General features: G+C 70.7%; 11 protein-coding genes. 4 read left to right on the forward strand and 7 right to left on the reverse strand.

Features of this window, described 5'->3' with window-relative positions; genetic code table 11:
- Nucleotides 1–165 precede the first annotated feature (165 nt).
- A complete protein-coding gene (locus OHA58_RS20365; RefSeq protein ID WP_405480440.1) occupies nucleotides 166–3888 on the forward strand; it encodes a tetratricopeptide repeat protein in 3723 nt (1240 codons plus the stop codon).
- 81 nt (nucleotides 3889–3969) lie between these two features.
- Here the strand turns inward: OHA58_RS20365 and OHA58_RS20370 are convergent, their stop codons facing one another.
- Entirely contained in the window at nucleotides 3970–5049 is a 1080-nt protein-coding gene (locus tag OHA58_RS20370; protein ID WP_405480441.1) for a tyrosine-protein phosphatase, read from the reverse strand.
- 263 nt (nucleotides 5050–5312) lie between these two features.
- Here OHA58_RS20370 and OHA58_RS20375 point away from each other — a divergent pair, with 263 nt between their 5' ends.
- Nucleotides 5313–6452, forward strand: a complete 1140-nt coding sequence (locus OHA58_RS20375) for an ADP-ribosylglycohydrolase family protein (protein ID WP_405480443.1) — start codon at nucleotides 5313–5315, stop codon at nucleotides 6450–6452.
- 59 nt (nucleotides 6453–6511) lie between these two features.
- On the opposite strand, the gene OHA58_RS20380 is transcribed toward OHA58_RS20375, so the two are convergent.
- Together OHA58_RS20380 and OHA58_RS20385 are read right to left on the reverse strand one after the other, a co-directional pair.
- On the reverse strand, nucleotides 6512–8095 hold the full coding sequence (locus tag OHA58_RS20380) for a sodium:solute symporter family protein (RefSeq protein ID WP_405480445.1): 1584 nt from the start codon (nucleotides 8093–8095) through the stop codon (nucleotides 6512–6514).
- 208 nt (nucleotides 8096–8303) lie between these two features.
- Nucleotides 8304–9086, reverse strand: a complete 783-nt coding sequence (locus tag OHA58_RS20385; RefSeq protein WP_405480446.1) for an SDR family oxidoreductase — start codon at nucleotides 9084–9086, stop codon at nucleotides 8304–8306.
- Nucleotides 9087–9167: 81 nt separating this feature from the next.
- On the opposite strand from OHA58_RS20385, the gene OHA58_RS20390 reads away from it, so the two are divergent.
- Complete coding sequence (locus OHA58_RS20390) at nucleotides 9168–10010, forward strand: hypothetical protein (protein WP_405480447.1); 843 nt, start codon at nucleotides 9168–9170, stop codon at nucleotides 10008–10010.
- A 141-nt stretch (nucleotides 10011–10151) separates the two neighbouring features.
- On the opposite strand, the gene OHA58_RS20395 is transcribed toward OHA58_RS20390, so the two are convergent.
- From OHA58_RS20395 to OHA58_RS20405, 3 genes are all read right to left on the reverse strand, one after another.
- On the reverse strand, nucleotides 10152–10361 hold the full coding sequence (locus OHA58_RS20395) for a DUF397 domain-containing protein (protein ID WP_405480449.1): 210 nt from the start codon (nucleotides 10359–10361) through the stop codon (nucleotides 10152–10154).
- A 244-nt stretch (nucleotides 10362–10605) separates the two neighbouring features.
- On the reverse strand, nucleotides 10606–11475 hold the full coding sequence (locus tag OHA58_RS20400; RefSeq protein ID WP_405480450.1) for a helix-turn-helix domain-containing protein: 870 nt from the start codon (nucleotides 11473–11475) through the stop codon (nucleotides 10606–10608).
- Nucleotides 11476–11809: 334 nt separating this feature from the next.
- The gene (locus OHA58_RS20405; protein ID WP_390012311.1) at nucleotides 11810–12541 is read right to left on the reverse strand and encodes a GPP34 family phosphoprotein; all 732 of its coding nucleotides are present in this window, start codon (nucleotides 12539–12541) and stop codon (nucleotides 11810–11812) included.
- 195 nt (nucleotides 12542–12736) lie between these two features.
- On the opposite strand from OHA58_RS20405, the gene OHA58_RS20410 reads away from it, so the two are divergent.
- Complete coding sequence (locus OHA58_RS20410) at nucleotides 12737–15178, forward strand: D-alanyl-D-alanine carboxypeptidase (protein WP_405480451.1); 2442 nt, start codon at nucleotides 12737–12739, stop codon at nucleotides 15176–15178.
- A gap of 70 nt (nucleotides 15179–15248) precedes the next feature.
- Here OHA58_RS20410 and OHA58_RS20415 read toward each other — a convergent pair whose 3' ends face one another.
- On the reverse strand, nucleotides 15249–16955 hold the full coding sequence (locus tag OHA58_RS20415; protein WP_405480453.1) for a hypothetical protein: 1707 nt from the start codon (nucleotides 16953–16955) through the stop codon (nucleotides 15249–15251).
- Nucleotides 16956–16991: the final 36 nt, after the last annotated feature.

The following is a 16991-nucleotide window of genomic DNA, read 5'->3' on the forward strand; positions in this document are numbered from 1 at the left end:
TGTTCGTGGTGACGAGAAGAAAGACAGGCCACCGAAGAAAAACGTTGTACGCGCCCCGGAGTACGTACGTCCCAAGCCTGTAACAGCGCATGCGCAGGCCCTCGTTCGGGACGTGCGGCACACTGAAGGGCAGGGAGCTGGTGGTGACGGGGAGGGGTGTGCGCCGTGGGCGCTTCAGGGCCGTCGATGCAGGAGTTGATACGTCGACGCAGGCGCGCGGGGTTCGTGGGCCGACGTGACGAACTCACGGCGTTCCGGGGCAACTTCGAGATACCGGTGGACGACGAGCGGCATCGGTTCCTGTTCCATATCCATGGCAACGCCGGGGTCGGCAAGACCTTCCTGGTGCGGGAACTCGAGCAGGTGGCACGCGAGCGCGGCGCGCTGACGGCGTACGTCGACGAGGCGGTGGGCAGCGTTCCGGAGGCTCTGGCGGCGCTCGGCTCACAGTTCGCCGCGCAGGGTCACCGCCTCAAGGACCTCGACCGGCGGCTTGCCGCACACCGGGAGCGCCGTCACGAGGCCGAGTCGGCGTCCGTTGCGGCCCTGGTTCCGGAGCAGTCCGAGCCCGCCTCGCCCTCGGCAGGCAGCATGGCAGTGGCACGGGCGGGCCTGGTGGGTCTCGGACTCGTGCCGGGCGTCGGAGCATTCGCCGGGGCCGTGGACCCCGCCCCGCTCGCACGTGGAGCCGACCGGCTGAAGGCGGGCCTCAACGCCCGGCTGGGCAGCCAGGAGGACGCGCAACTGGTCCTGGCGCCGGAGAAGTCCCTGACCCCGGTCCTGCTCACCGAGCTGGCACACATCGCCGCTTCCGTGCCGTGGGTCGTGCTGTTCTTCGACACGTACGAGCGGACCGGGCCGTTCCTGGACGGGTGGCTGCGGGACGTGATGACGACGGAGCGGTACGGGACTCTTCCCGCGAACGTCGTGGTGGTCACCGCCGGCCAGCGTGACTTCGATGCGTCGCGATGGGGCGGCTACGCCGATTACGTGGGGAACATCCCGCTCGAACCCTTCACGGAGGCCGAGTCGCGCGGCCTGCTCGCGGACAGGGGAGTGGTCGCCGAGCCTGTCGTCGAAGAGGTGCTGCGGCTGACAGGCGGCCTCCCCGTCCTGGTCTCCACCCTTGCCGAGAGCCGGCCCGCCGACCCTGACGACGTCGGCGACCCGAGCCCCACGGCCGTCGAGCGGTTCCTGAAGTGGGAACAGGACGAAGTGCGGCGCGCCGTCGCCCTCGCCTGCGCTCTTCCACGCCGCCTCGACGCGGACGTCTTCCGGGCCGCCGTGGGGTGCCCGGACGACGACGCCGCGACGCTGTACGGATGGCTGCGCGGGCTCGCGTTCGTCAGCGACCGGGGCGACCGGGTCCAGTACCACGGGGTGGTGCGCTCGCAGATGCTGCGGCTGCAGCGCCATCAGTCGCCGCGGGACTGGGCGGACCGGCAGACGCGGCTCGCGCAGACGTTCGGCGCATGGCGGGCGGAGGCGGAGGCGGGACTGTCCGGGTCCGACGCGTGGTCGGCGAGGAGCTGGCGCGAGCTGCGCCTCGCCCAGTCGTACCACCTGCTGTGCGCGGGCCCCCGCGCCGCGCTGCCCGGCGTCCTGCGGGAGGCCGTCGACGCGATCGACGAGGGGGAGTCCGTCGGACGGGCCTGGGCGCAGATGATCGCCGAGGCGGGGGACGACGCGGGCGCGGACACCGTGGCCGAGTGGGGGCGTGACCTGCTCAGCGCCCTGGAAGCGGGAGGGACCGTCGCGGCCCTGGGGCTGCTCCTCGACCGGGCGGCGCAGGACCCCCGGACAAGGGCGCTCATCCGGACGGTACGGGGCCGGGACCTGCGCCACGAGAGGCAGCTCGAGCGCGCGGTGGCCGAGTACGACAGCGCCATCGAGCTGGACGCCGAGCAGGCGAGGGCGTACTACGGTCGCGGCTACACCCGACTCCTGCAGGGCCGCAGCGAGGACGGCCTCGTCGATTTGGGCCGGGCCGTGGAACTCGACCCGGGTGACGCCGACTTCTTGATCGGGCGGGCGGAGGCGCACTGGCTCCTGAACCACCTCCACGAGGCGCTGGCGGACGCCGACCGCGCCCTGGAACTCGGCTCGGACGGGTACGAGGCCTTGGTGATCAAGGGGATTTCCCTGTACGAGCTGGAGCGCGGCGACGAGGCCCTCGACGCGCTCAACCGGGCCATCGCCATGGAACTGACCGACTCGCGGGCGCTGGTCTACCGGGCCAGGGTGTGGCGCGACCGGGGCGACGACACGCGGCACTGGGAGGACCTGGACCGTGCGCTGAGCGCGGGCCCGAACGACACCTGGGTGGCTGTCGAGCGCGGCGAATCCCTGCGCCTCGCCGGCCGCTACCCGGAAGCGCTCGCGGAGTTCGACCGGGCCCTGAGCATCGACGACGCGTACGCCGCCGCCTATGCGAGCCGGGGCGTGACCCATTACGCGCTGGACCACGACGAACTGGCCCTGCGCGACCTGGACCGGGCGATCGAACTCAGCCCGGACTACGGGTGGGCGCTGGTGCAGCGGGCCGGGGTGAGGAACGCGCGCGACGAGACGGCGCAGGCCCTGGCGGATCTCGACCGCGCGGTGGAGAGCCAGCCGGACAACGCCTGGTACCGAAGGGAAAGGGCGGAGACCCTTCGCCAGGAGGGCCGGTACGAGGAGGCCCTGGCCGACTTCGACGTGGCTCTCGGCCTGGACGGTACGGACGAGGTCACGCATGCCCGCCGGGGAGTGACCCTCAGGAGCCTCGACCGCACCGCGGAGGCGCTTACGGCTCTCGACCGGGCCCTCGAACTCGACGCCGACTACGTATGGGCACTGGTCCACCGGGCGAGGACGTTGCATCGCCTGGACGCACCGGACCGCGCGATGGCAGACCTGGACCGCGCGAAGGAACTGGTGCCGGATCTGGCCTGGGTGGCCGTCGAGCGCGGCGAGGTCCTGCGCATGACCCGGCGGTACGTGGAGGCTCTCGCCGAATTCGACCGGGCGATCGGACTGGACGCGGAGTACGCGCAAGCCCACGCGTGCCGAGGCATGACCCTCTACCCGCTCGACCGTGACGACGAGGCGCTGGCCGCGCTGAGCAGATCCCTGGAGCTGGACCCGGACTACGCCTGGGCGTGGGCGCAGCGAGCCGAGGTGAACCGGTATCTGCATGACTTCCCCCAGGCCCTCTCGGACGCCGATCGGGCAGTCGAGCTCGCCCCGTCGTCCGCCTCGCATCTCGAGATTCGCATCAACGTGTCGCTTGCCGTGGGCCGCCTGGACCAGGCCTGGGCGGATCTCGCCCGGCACTCGGAGCTGTGCGGAGACCGGGGGCAGAACCATCTCGCTCGCGCCGTGATCCATCTGTACCAGGGGCATGCGGAGCAGACTCTGGCGGAGCTGGGGCAGCGGGGAGCGGTCGGCGACGGGACGGACGGCCCCGCACTTCAGGTTGAGGTCTACGCGCTGCGCCTGCTGGGGAACTTGGCCGCGGCACGGCGCGTGGCGACGCGGCTGCGCACACAGGATGTCGTGGCCGGGAGCATAGAACTCGCCCTCACCGCCGGCGTCGGTGACGTGCACGCGGCGGAAGCGTTGTGGCGGGACGCAGAGCACCTTGCGGCGGTCCCGGAACTCTCCACCCGCGTGAAGGATCAGAGCCTTCTGCTGCTCAGTTCCGCGGCTCTCGCCGGCTGGCCTGCCCTGGACAGCCGTCTCGCCGAGCTGTTGGCCTCCGGCGCGGCCTGGGACGACCTCACCGAGATCGCACTCGCCCTGACGGAGCTCCTCAACAGTAAAGGCGCGGACCGCACCCGCCTCGCCCCCCGTCTGGCACGGGTCGTGGCAGCAAGGGACGCCGTTCAGGAACGGTATGCGGCATAACGGTATGCGGCAGCGGCATAGGTGGAGGCCCCGGATTCCCGGGGCCTCCACCCGGCTGCACCGTCCGTGCCCGGACGCCCGTCAGCCGACCAGCAGGTCCTCGCGCAGGTCGCGTACGTCGCGGTGGCTGAGGCCGAGGGCCTTGTCCAGGTAGCGGTCGAACGTGCCGTAGCGGCTCGTCACTTCCTGGAAGCCCGAGTTCAGGTACTCGGGGCGCACGTCCAGCATCGGCTTGTACACGGCGGCCTGCGCGGGCGGCATCGCGGCGAGCATCGCCGCGTTCTCCTTCGCGCGGTACGTGTTGCTGGCCAGGTAGTCGTCCATCACCGTGTCGCGCGGCACGCCGAGCGCGGTCAGGAGCGTGGCGTTCGCCCAGCCCGTGCGGTCCTTGCCGGCCGTGCAGTGGAACAGCGCGTTCGCGCCGTCGGCGTCCGCGATGCCGTGGAAGACCGTGGTGTAGGCCTGCTGCGCGGCCGGGGCGGAGACCATGGTCTTCTCCGCGTCCACCATCAGCTGGGCGGATGCCTCCGGCGACGCGGGCAGGCCGGACAGGCCTCCGAGGTCGCCGAGCACGTCCGCGACGACGTAGCGGGAGCCGGTGGGGACGCGGTCGGGCGCGGAGGTGCGCTCCTGCTGCGTACGCAGGTCGTAGTCCACGGAGATGCCGAGGCGCTTCAGCTTCGCCAGGTCCCTGTCCGTGAGCTTGTCCAGGGACGCGGTGCGGTAGATCTCGCCCATCCGCACCCAGTGCCCGTCGGTGGTGCGGTAGCCGCCCGCGTCACGGAAGTTGACCGCGCCGTCGAGGCGTATCTCGCGGTCGGCGAGGTGCAGGCCCTGGCCCCGGTCGGGGACCAGGTCGAACCACTGACGGTCGGCGGCGGGCAGGCCGCGCACGGTGACCTTGCCGGACGAGCCGCCGGAGGCGACGGTGCGGCCGCCCGCGCGGACCGCCACGTGCCGGACACCGGGCGCCTTCCACTCGACCGTGTAGGAGGAGCCGTCCTCGGCCGCCGTCACGGTCGCCGCCGTGAACGGGATGCGGTGGTGCGACGTGTGCCCGTGAGAGGCGGGGTGCGCGGCGGCGACGGGTGCGGAGAGCCCCACGAGGAGCGCGGCGGCCAGGGCGTACGAGGAGGCCCTGACACGAGTCATCTGCGTCATGCTGCGGATGTTCCGGGTGTCCGGCGATACGTGAGCCAACGCACGGTGAACGGCGCACGACGGACGGCCGTCGAGCGGCGCCGCGCCGCAGGTCCCCGGGCCGCGCCCCGGGACATCGTCCGGTTTGCGGAAGAAAAGCGGGTGAATTGGTCTCAAGGGCGACTTCGCCTGTGCCGCTTCGGCTCTCAACCGCGTACGCCCCGTCGATTACAGTGCTGCGCAGTCGTCGCACGCGTAACGAGACCCGGAGGGGAGAGCTCCCCGTGGCAGCCCCACTGACCCCCAAGCAGGGGGGACCCTCATCGGCCGTATGGGGCCGCGCCGAGCAGCAGGATTTCCGCAGCCGGGTCCGCGGCACCCTCATCGGGGCCGCGCTCGGCGACGCCCTCGGGGCGCCGCTCGCCGAGCTCTCCCTCGAAGAGGTCAGGGCCGCGCACGGTCCGCAGGGACTGACCGACCTCGCTCCCGCGTACGGGCGCCGCGGCGCCGTCACCGCCGCGACCCAGCAGGCGCTCTTCACGGTGGACGGCCTGATAAGGGCGCAGGTGCGGCGCGACACGGGCGCCTGGCATCCCCCGACCGACGTGCACCGCGCCTACCTCCGCTGGGCGGCGACCCAGCGTGACTGGGGCCCGGACGAGCGGCGCAAGGAGGACGGCTGGCTGGCCCGCGAGGAGTGGCTGTACTCGCGCCGCGGCCCGTCCCGCGACTGCCTCCTCGGACTCGGCAACGACGTCATGGGGACCCTGGAGAAGCCGAAGAACGTGGCCGCCGCCGGGTCCGCGGCGGCTGCCCGCTCGGCCCCGTTCGGGCTGCTCGTCGGCTGGGAGCCGCAGCTCGTCTTCCAGCTGGCCGCCGAGTGCGCGGTCCAGACGCACGGCGCCCCCGCGGCGTACCTCTCCGCGGGTGCGTACGCGGTCGTGGTGCACGGACTCGCGCGCGGCGAGAGCCTCGACGGCGCCGTGCAGCGCGCCCTCGTCCTGCTGGCCGCGCGCCCGGGGCACCAGCCCGTCACGGACGCGCTCAAGCACGCGCTCGGCGCGGTCCGCCAGGGCATGCCGTCGGCCGCCCGTGTCGACGAACTCGTGGGTGACGGGCTCGCGGAGGGCGTGCTCGCCGTGGCGGTGTACTGCGCCCTCGTGGGCGAGGACATACGGCACGGACTGTGTCTCGCGGTGAACCACGGCGGCCCGTCCGAAGCGACCGGCGCGCTGTGCGGGGGCCTGCTCGGCGCGCTGCACGGGGAGACCGCGCTGCCGCCGGGCTGGGTGACCGAGCTCGAGGGCCGCCCCACGGTCCTGGAGCTCGCCGACGACTTCGCGATGGAGATGACGCAGGGGCCCGCCCTGCACAGCCCCGCGGCGTCCTCGCCGGGGTGGCTGGCCCGCTATCCGCGGGCGTGAACGCCGAAGCGCCGGACCGGCTGTGATCAGCCCGCCCGGCGCCCGGTGAGGAACGAGCCCTACGACAGTCGGCCCGGCGGCTGCGTGCCGACCGTCCCGTCCTGCGGCTCCGCCGGCGCGGGAACCGCCGCCGCCCCGGTGGACCCGTCGTCGTCCGTGTTGATGCGCTCGATGAGCGCGTCCCGCTCCGGGGTGTCCTCCGGCTTGAGGTAGCCGATGAGGATGTAGAGCACGAGCGAGACGGCCAGCGGGATCGACACTTGGTACTCGAGCGGCACACCGCCCTCGACGTTCCAGTTGATCGGGTAGTTGACCAGCCAGAAGGCGAGCAGACCCGCGGCCCAGCTGGTGAGCGCCGCCGTGGGACCGGACTTGCGGAAGGTGCGCAGCAGACCCAGCATCATGGGGATCGCGATCGGGCCCATCAGGCCGGCGACCCACTTGATGACGACGGTGATGATGTCCTTGAACGCGGGCGAGTTGACCTGCGTGGCGACCGCCATGGACAGGCCGAGGAACACGACCGTGGTGACGCGCGCGACGAGGAGCCCCTTGCGCTCGTTCCAGCCGCGGGCCGTCTGCGAGAAGGCGGGCGCCACGTCACGGGTGAAGACGGCAGCGATGGCGTTGGCGTCGGAGGAGCACATGGCCATCGTGTGCGAGAAGAAACCGACGATGACGAGCCCCAACAGGCCGTGCGGCAGCAGCTGTTCGGTCATCAGGGCGTACGAGTCCGAGCCGTCCGGCTTGTTCGCGTGGACGAGGAGCGGGGACATCCACATCGGGAAGAAGAGGACGACCGGCCACACGAGCCACAGCACCGCGGAGAGGCGGGCCGAGCGCGCGGCCTCGCGGGCGCTGCCCGTGGCCATGTAGCGCTGGGCCTGGTTGAGCATGCCGCCGTTGTACTCGAAGAGCTTGATAAAGAGGAACGCGAGCAGGAAGACCGTTCCGTACGGGCCGACGAGCGGCTTGCCGTGACCCTGGAGCGCGGGCTCGTCCCAGACGCCGAAGAAGCCGCCGTGCGGGCCGAGTTTGCCGACGACCGCCACGAACATGGCGATGCCGGCGAGGAGTTGGATGATGAACTGGCCGAGTTCGGTGAGCGCGTCCGCCCACAGGCCGCCGATCGTGCAGTAGAAGGCGGTGATGACGCCGGTGATCAGGATGCCCTGGTTGAGGGAGACGCCGGTGAAGACGGACAGCAGGGTCGCGATGGCGGCCCACTTGGCGCCGACGTCGACGATCTTCAGGAGCATGCCCGACCAGGCCAGCGCCTGCTGCGTCTTGAGGTTGTAGCGGTTCTTGAGATATTCGAGCGGGGACGCCACGTGCAGCCGTGACCGCAGCCGGTTGATGCGCGGCGCGAACAGCTTCGAGCCGATGGCGATGCCGAGTGCGATGGGGAACGACCAGGTGACGAAGGACGTCACGCCGTAGGTGTACGCGATGCCCGCGTATCCGGTGAACATGACGGCGCTGTAGCCGGACATGTGGTGCGAGATGCCGGACAGCCACCAGGGCATCTTGCCGCCGGCGGTGAAGAAGTCGGAGACGTTGTCCACGCGTTTGTGGGACCAGACGCCGATCGCGATCATCACGCCGAAATAGCCGATGAGCACGGCCCAGTCGAGACTGTTCATTGAGCCCCCTCCAGGGGTCTGGTCCTACTTATGAACGCCGTTCATGGTGTGGGGAGCCGAAGGGCCAGGACAACGCACCGGAGGGTCAAGGGACAGTAAAATCGTTCGACTTATTGACCTGTGTTCATGTCCATGAATTGAGATGGGGGCAAAAAGGACCGCACGGCGGTGGGTGCCGTGCGGTCGGATCCTGGCTGGTGGTCCGGAACTACCGCATCAGCTCACCCGCGTTGACCAGAAGCGACTGGCCGGTGATGGCCCGCGCCCGGTCGGAGGCGAGGAACACGGCGGCGTCCGCCACGTCCCCGTCCGTGGCCAGTTCGGGCAGCGCCATCCGCTCGGTGAGCCGCCCCAGGACCTCGTCCTGCGACACGCCCTCGGTGTGCGCGGTGAACTGGACGTACGCCTCGACCGGCGGCCCCCACATCCAGCCGGGCAGCACGGTGTTGACCCGGATGCGGTGCGGGCCGAGCTCGCGCGCCATGGAGTACATCGCCGAGGTCAGCGCGCCCTTCGAGGCCGCGTACGCCGCCTGCCACACCTGGGAGGGCGCGGCCACGGCCGACTGCGTGCCGATGATGACGACGGAGCCGCCCCGCTCTTTGAGGGCGGGCAGGCAGGCCCGGGTCATGCGCAGGGTGCCGAGCAGGTTCACGTCGATGACCTGCTGCCAGGTCGCGAAGTCCGCGTCCGCCAGGCCGCCGAAGTAGCTGTCCCAGGCCGCGACATGGACTACGGCGTCGACCGAGCCGAACCGCTCGCGCGCGAGCCCCGCGAGCGCCTCGCACTGGCCCTCGTCGGTGATGTCCGTCGCCGCGTACGCGGTGTGCGCGCCGTCCGGGTCGATCTCGGCGGCCGCCTTGGCGAGGTTCGCCTCCGTGCGCGCGCCGAGCACGGCGTTGCCGCCGTCGCGCACCACGGCCGCGGCGACCTGGTGGCCGAGCCCCGCGCCGACCCCCGACACGACCACTGTCTTTCCGTTCAGGAGCATCCGGTCGCCTCCCGGCTATGGCAGTTCTTCTGACGGGGCGTCAGAGTAGGCCCGTCCGGTGGAGGAAGGAAGGGGAGCGTCGTGAGCGAGGACACGAGGAGCGAGGTGTACGCGGAGCTGGCATCGGTCGGCCCGTACGGGGTGCGCCCCGGGCACGCCCTGATCACCATGGTCGAGCCACACCCCGGCCATGAGTACGCGTACAACCGCTGGTACGAGGACGACCACTACTACGCCGGCGCGATGGCGATGCCCTGGATGAACTCGGGGCGCCGCTGGGTGGCCACGCGCGAACTCCAGCTGCTGCGCTACCCGGAGAAGTCGGCGGTCGCGCAGCCGGTCACCGCGGGCTGCTACATCTCCACGTACTGGATCACCGACGGCCGCTACGACGACCACATGAAGTGGACCGTCGGCATCAACAAGCGGCTCAACCGGGACGGGCGCGTCTATCAGGACCGCACGCACGTCTTCACCGCGTTCCAGGACCACGCGGCGACCGTGTACCGGGACGGGGCGGCCGGACCGCGCGACTACCACGCCCTCGACCACCCCTACCGGGGTCTGGTCGTGGAGGTCATCGACGCCGAAGGACCCGGGCAGCGCGACGAGTTGCTGGAGTGGCTGCGCTCGCGGCACCTGCCGAAGCGGCTCGCCGGCTCACCGGCGGCGATGGTCACGGTCTTCCGTCCGACGCCGCTGCCGGGCGACCGGATGTCGTACGTGAAGCAGGTCGAGGGCGTCGACACCCGCCTCACCCTGCTGTGGTTCCTGGAGGCGGACCCGGCCCAGTGCTGGGAGGACCACTTCACGGGTCTGGACGCGGCCGTTCACGAGTCGGGCCTCGGCCGCGTCGAGCTGGTGGCGCCGTTCATCCCGACGATCCCCGGCACCGACACGTACGTGGACCGGCTGCGCGGGTGATCCGGTGAAAGAGCCGAGCCCCCTCGGCCAGGACGGCGGGCCAGTCGAGAGGGCTCTTTCAGTACCGCAGTGGTGCTCTGTTGGTGCCGAAATGGTGCTGTGATGCTGAGTTGGTGCTGCGATGGGGAGCTCTCCGATGCCTCAGTCGGCGGCGAAGGCGCCCCGGCCGACCTCGGCCACGAAGGAGTTCCATGAATCGGGGGCGAAGCCGATCGAGGGCCCTTCGGGGGCCTTCGAGTCCCGCACCGCGATCGAGGCCAGGAGGGGGGACTTGACCTCGACGCACGCGCCGTTCCCCGTCGAATAGGAGGACTTGGTCCAGGAATTCGTGCTGCCCTGCTGAATTGCCATTTTTTGCTCCGGTTTAGCCAGTGGTCGAATTGCTGCCACCGCTTCTGTGAAGCGGTTTGCGCCAACGTGGTACCTGATGGCGTGATCGACGCTACTCGCCAACATCGGTGCGCGAAGAGGCCATTCACTCGACCGGATGGCATATTCCGGTGGGGTCTTCCGCCCCGCCGCGGCGAAGGTGTACCGTGCGGCACTTTTCTCGCGCGGGGCGGATTCTGTCCCTCTGGACCGCCTCTGCGGCGTCCTAGGCGGCTTCCTCGAGTGCGTAATCCCGGGCGATCTTCGCGATGAACTGTCGGGATTGTTCCACATTCAGCGCCTGTGCCCGCAGATGCTCGTACATCACGCTGTACTTCTGTACATCGTTGGCCTTTTCCAGATAGAGATCACTGGTGACGCCCTCGATGTAGACGACGCTCGAATCCGCGGCGTCCGGGAACTCCAGAATCGCGTACTGGCCGTTCAGACCCGGGTGCGCGCCCATGTCGAACGGAATGACCTGCACGGTCACATGGGGCAGCTGCGACTGCTCGACCAGGTGCTCCAGCTGCTCGCGCATGACGGCCCGGCTGCCGACGACGCGGCGCAGCGCCGACTCGTCGAGCACGGTCCACAGCCGCAGCGGGTTGTCCGGGGCCGCGATGCGCTCCTGGCGGCGGACCCGGACCTGGACCCGCTTGTCGATGTCGGTCGGCGTGGTCTCCGGGAGCGCGCCCGTGATCAGCGTCTCCGCGTACGCCCGGGTCTGCAGCAGACCGGGCACGACCTGCGGATCGTAGACGCGCAGGCTTGCCGCGTCCGTCTCCAGACCGATGTAGACGCTGTACGGGATGTCGCCGAAGGAGTGCCACCAGCCCTGCTGGCGGGAGTCCTTGGCCATTTGCATGAGCGAGTCGACGATGCGGTGGTCCTCGACCTCGTAGACCCCGCACAGGTCGCGGACGTCGCGCTGGCTGATGCTGCGCCGTCCGTTCTCGAGCCTGCTGATCTTCGACTGTGAGACCAGGAGCCGCTCGGCCACCTCTTCGGCGGTCATGCCTTTGAGCTCGCGGAGCCGGCGCAGCTCCTGGCCCAACCGGCGTCGCCTGACGGTGGGATTGACATTGGACGCCACGGGACGTGCACCTCCGGCTGCGTGCCTCTGTGATTCTTTGCGTATCTTGCGAATCTGCTGCTCAGCAGATTGCCACCCTGGGCTTCATACCGCTGGGAAACGGCGGATATGCGCAGCGGACACGACAGTTGGGCATGCGGCCGGACGTTCGAGCGGATGTGCGGGCGGACGTGCAGCCGGCGTGGCCGGACATGCGGCCGCGCGGGGTGCCGGTCCGTGTCGTCGTCCCGACGTCCGGATCCGGCACCCCGCGCGGCTCAGCGGCTCCCGGACCGGTCTTTGGGGACTGCGGTGCGGCGCTGTTGCGGTGCGGGCTGTTCAGATGGTGCGGTGCTCAGTGCGCCACGGCGCGGGCCATCGCCCCGTGGTGCGGCTGCATCGGAACCCTGCCGGGCTCCGGTGCTCCCCTGCCCGGCGGGGCCGGGCTGCGGCGTGGCTGAGCGGCCACACCGTTCTGGACGTCCATCACGGCGTGCGCCACGAGGCCGCCCATGGGGTCGTGCCTGATCAGGTCCCGCAGCCGGGAGCGGGACGATCGTCCCTCGTTCCCCGGATACAGGTGCTTGCCGAGTCCGACCGCGTGGGCCAGTGCGGCGAGCGCCGCGGTCCGTGGGTCCGGCGGTACGCCGGTACGGATCGCACTGTCCAGCCGGTTCTTGATCTCCCGGCTGATCGCCGTGTCCGTCGCCTGGTAGCGAGTCGTCGGCAGCACTCCGCACATCTGGCCGGCCACGGCATGGACCATGCCGCACCTCTCCAGATGCGAGAGATATGTCTGGCGCAGCCCCAGTCGGGGCCCGCCGATCCAGTGCACCGCGCGTACCGGGGCGCCGCGCCTTCGCAGCAACTCCAGTGCGCAGTCCAAAGTCGGATCTCCGGTCGGCCGTGGTGCCACCACGGCGATACGATCCCCGTCTGGGGCTATCCGTCCGGCCAGCGCCAGCTCTACTAGCTGTGCTCCGGCCAGACCTAGGTCGAGCGACTGCGGCTGCGCTGTGGTACCCGTGGCCGGGTCCAGAGCGAGCAGCAGAAGCTCCTCCGGAATTGTTCTGCGGCTCCTGCCCATCCATGCCTCCCCGCGTGGATGAATGACAGGGTGACCCCTCTCACATTGGTCTGTCGAGGGTGCGTGGGTGCTTTGTGCGGGAACCAGTAGGTATGTCGTTCTCGTCTACCACCAGGGTGAAGCCCCCACACAGGACACTGGTACATGGTTCGGACAGCAGCGGCGTAGCGCGTGGCGCGTAGCGAGGAGGCATCGGTGGCGGGGACCCCCGACAGGGCGAAGCAGCAGGAGTCGTCGGGAGGACCGATCCCGGAGGAACGGGACCCGAGGCTCGCGATGGCGAGGCAGTCGCCGGAGCGGGTCGATCAGGCGACGGCGGTGTTCTCCGTCCGGGACGTTCCGGCGGCGGCGACGGAATCGGGTTCGGCTTCCGGTCCGGGTTCGGGTTCGGGTTCGGGTTCGGGTTCGGGTTCGGCGGAGAATTCCCCGGCGGACGCGGATGCCTCCGGCGCCGAGGACTCGGGCTCGGCTTCCGCTTCGGCGCCGGAATCGGCATCGGTATCGGATTCCGGGGCGGACCCGGAGCCCGAGGCGGGTTCCGGGGACGGTACGGAGCCGGGTTCCGGCGACGAGCCGGGCGACGCGCGCCTGCGTGCCGCTGTAGCGGCCTGGGTGTCCGGTCCGCGGGACGGCTCCGCCGACGGGCCCGAGGCGGCCGGTGACGGTGCCGCTGACGCGGCGGAGGGTGCCGCGGAGGCGTCCGAGGCGGACGAGCCGGAGGCGGCTGACACCGCGTCGGACGCGGCGGAGGACGACGGCGACGGCGATGACGCCGTGGCCGACGCCGCTGAGGCCTCGGCCGGCGCCGAGGCCACGGACGCCCCCGAGGAGTCCGGTGACGACGCGGACGCCGAATCGGCTGACGCCCCCGAGGCAACCAGCGACGACGCCGAGCCGGCCGATGCCCCTGAGGCACCGGAAGCGGAGGCGTCCGACGCCGTCGCGAAGCCGACCGACGACGCGAAGGCTGACGCGAAGCCGACCGACGACGCGAAGGCTGACGCGAAGCCGTCCGACGAGGTCAAGGCGCCCGCCGACGCCAAGCCCGCACGCGGCGAAACCAAGCCCCCCGTCGACCAGGCCACCGCCGTCTTCAAGGCCGTCAAGCCGCCCGTCGATCAGCCGACCCAGATGCTCAAGTCGCTCGGGTCCAAGCCCGCCGGTGCGGGCAAGGCCGAGTCCGATGCCGAGCGCACCAGCAAGTTCGTGCCCCTCAAGGGGCTCGACTCGGGCACCCCGGCCAGGCCCAAGGCGCAGCCCGAGGCACAGTCCAAGGCGCAGCCCGCCGCCCCGCCGCCCGCGAAGCCCTACGTCGGGCCCGAGCGCACCACCCAGCAGCCGCTCCCGCCGCTGCCCCCGCTCGACCTCCTGGCCGAGCTCACGAACACGCCGCCGCCCGCGGAGACCCCGGTCCGCACGGCCGTGCGCAGGGTCAAGATCTGGACGCCGATCGTCCTGCTGCTCGCCGTCGTGTTTGCGGTCGTACAGGCCGTACGCCCGCTGCCGGCGCCCACGCTGGCGCTGACCGCCAAGTCGACGTTCGCGTTCGACGGGGACAAGGTCTCGCTGCCGTGGCCCGCCGAGGGCCAGGGCTCGATGGACGTCAGCGGCATCGGCTCGATGGACCGGTTCGGCGAGCAGAAGCCCGTACCGATCGGGTCCGTGGCCAAGGCCATGACGGCGTACGTCGTGCTCAAGGACCACCCGCTGCAGCCGGGCAAGGACGGTCCGTCCATCGACGTGGACGCGAAGGCGGAGAAGGAGGGCGGCTACGACTCCGAAGGCGAGTCGACGCTGAACACCGTCAAGGAGGGCGACAAGCTCAGCCAGAAGGACGCCCTTTCGGCCATCATGATTCCGTCCGCGAACAACATCGCGCGCCTGCTCGCCCGTTGGGACGCCGGTTCCGAGGAGGCGTTCGTCAAGAAGATGAACGCCGCCGCCAAGGACCTCGGCATGACCGGCACGACGTACACGGACCCGTCCGGGCTGAAGGAGACGACCGTCTCCACCGCTCAGGACCAGGTCAAGCTCGGCAACGAGCTGGTGAAGATCCAGGCACTGATGGACATCACCAAGCTGCCGACGTGGAAGGACCCGTCGGGCAAGACGTGGCAGAACTACAACCGCCTCGTCCCGTACAACAACGCGGTCGGTGTGAAGACCGGTTCGACGACCAAGGCCGGCGGCAACCTGCTCTTCGCCGCGACGAAGGACGCCGGCGGCGAGACCGTGACGGTCGTCGGCGCGATCCTCGGGCAGCACAGGGCGCCGATCATCGACACCGTGAACGCGGTCAGCAAGAGCGCGATGCTCGCGGCGCAGGATGCCGTGAAGGCGTCGACGATCCTGAAGAAGGGCGACGTCGTCGGCTACGTGGACGACGGGCTCGGCGGGCAGACCCCGGTCGTGGTGACGAAGAACGTCTCGGCGGTCGGCTGGGCGGGCCTGACGGTGAAGCTGGAGCTGGCGGACGGTGCCAAGGGCGCCGCCATCCCGCACAGCGCGAAGGCCGGTACGCAGGTCGGCGAGCTGAAGGTCGGCGACGGTTCGGGCGGCGCGGTCACCGTCCCGGTCGCCCTCCAGAAGGACCTGACCGACCCCGGCTTCGGCGAGAAGCTCACCCGCGTCGGCTGACCTCCCGGCCGGCCCCACGCAGAAGCGCCCCCACGGCACAGCCGTGGGGGCGCTTCCGTCAGAAGACCGCTCACTTCGTCTTCGGCGGCACGCACTTGGGTGCCGGCTTGCCGGACGGGCCCCCGTACTGCGAGCTGATCCGGACGTCGCCCGGCTCCTTCACCGTCAGTCGCGTGAACTCGCCCTCCTCGCGCAGGCAGCCGTTGTCCGCCCACAGCCACGGCGAGTACGCGATCCGCACGATGACCGAGCCGGCCTTCGGCATCCGTACGACGAGGTTGGCGCCGTCGGAGCGGACCACCGAGCCGGGCGAGTCCACGAGCGGCACTGCGTTCTTCACGCGGTAGATCCGCCAGTTGGCGTCCCGCCACACCGATTCGAGGTAGTCCGGCTCGCTGGACACCAGCTTGTGCTCCAGCTCCGCGGGGCCGTCCGGCTCGCCGTTGTAGACGACGACGAAGCCGACGGCCCACTGGGAGAGCCAGGCGTGGTACGAGGCGGAGGAGAAGGCGCCCTCGGGTACGTCGGTGCCGCCGTGTCCCTCGTAGAAGAGCCGTCCGCGCTCGACGTCGGCCTGCCGGTTCCAGCCGCGCGCCATGTTGATGTAGGGCGCGAGGACGGCCGCCTCGCGGTGGTCGCGGGCGGGGACGACCTCGACGCGGGTGCGTTCGGCGCCGAGTTTCTTGAGCGTGGAGACGACGCCGTCGGTCTTGATCGCCCACTCGGGGACCTCGGTGTTGGCGACGACGTCGGCGATGGTCTTGCCGGACAGCCAGCCCAGGGAGAGGACGATGGCGACGATGCACATCACGCGCTGCCGGTGGGGCGGGAAGAACCCGCCGAGTCTGCCGTCGTAGCGGGGCCCGCGGTCCCGGTTCATCACGGCGGCGAGGAGCAGCGCGGGCGCCACGATCTCCGTGAGCCGCTCCACGTTCGTGCCGATCGGGGTGGCGATCAGATAGGTGAGCACCACGCCGAGCGCGTACACGGCGGTGCCTAGGCGGGCCACGCGCCAGGCGCGCGGCGCGCACAGCAGGACGACCGCGCACAGGATGAGGGGCGGGAAGATCCGCCCGAACGGCATGGGCTGTTCACCCTTGAACGGGAACAGCCAGGTCGTCACGCCCACGATGAGGACCGGCGGCAGGAGCAGCGACAGGGCCTTGCCCCACTGCCGGTTCAGGAGCCACGCGGCGCCGGCCACGACGAGGAAGAGCCCGGCGACGGGGCTCGCCATCGTGGACAGCGCGGCGCACACCGTGGCGATGACGATGCGCCGGCCGTTCATGTGCGCGAGGACGGCGCCGAGTCCGAAGGCCACGCCCAGCATGAACGTAGAGCGTCCCGAAACGACCTGGCACCACAGCGAGAAACCGACCACGAGGGCCGGCCACAGTGGTCTTCGGATGCCGGTGCGCTCGACGATCGACGCGGCGAGCCAGGTGGACGAGACGCCGGACAGGAGCGTGACGGGGACGACGCCGAACAGTGCCATCAGGTAGGGCGAGATGAGGCTGTAGTTGGCGATGTGGAGGCCGCCGTACCAGAACAGGTTGTACGCGGAGCCCGGGTACATCTTGGCGAACTCCGCCCAGGCCACCTGTGCCGCGAGGTCGCCGCCGCCGGTCGCGAGGAACGCCAGCCACAGGACGTGCAGCGGCAGTATGCAGGCGGTGACGAGCAGGGCGGTCCGGTGCCGGCCGTGCCAGGGCTCGGGGATGTCCGGGGACCGGCGCGCGCGTGCGGCAGGGGGTGGAGACAGTTCGGCAGAGGCCACTGCGGCGTTCCGTTCCGGTCGGACGGGCAATTGTGT

This window comes from Streptomyces sp. NBC_00009 (assembly GCF_045040855.1).
Classification (GTDB): domain Bacteria; phylum Actinomycetota; class Actinomycetes; order Streptomycetales; family Streptomycetaceae; genus Streptomyces; species Streptomyces aureus.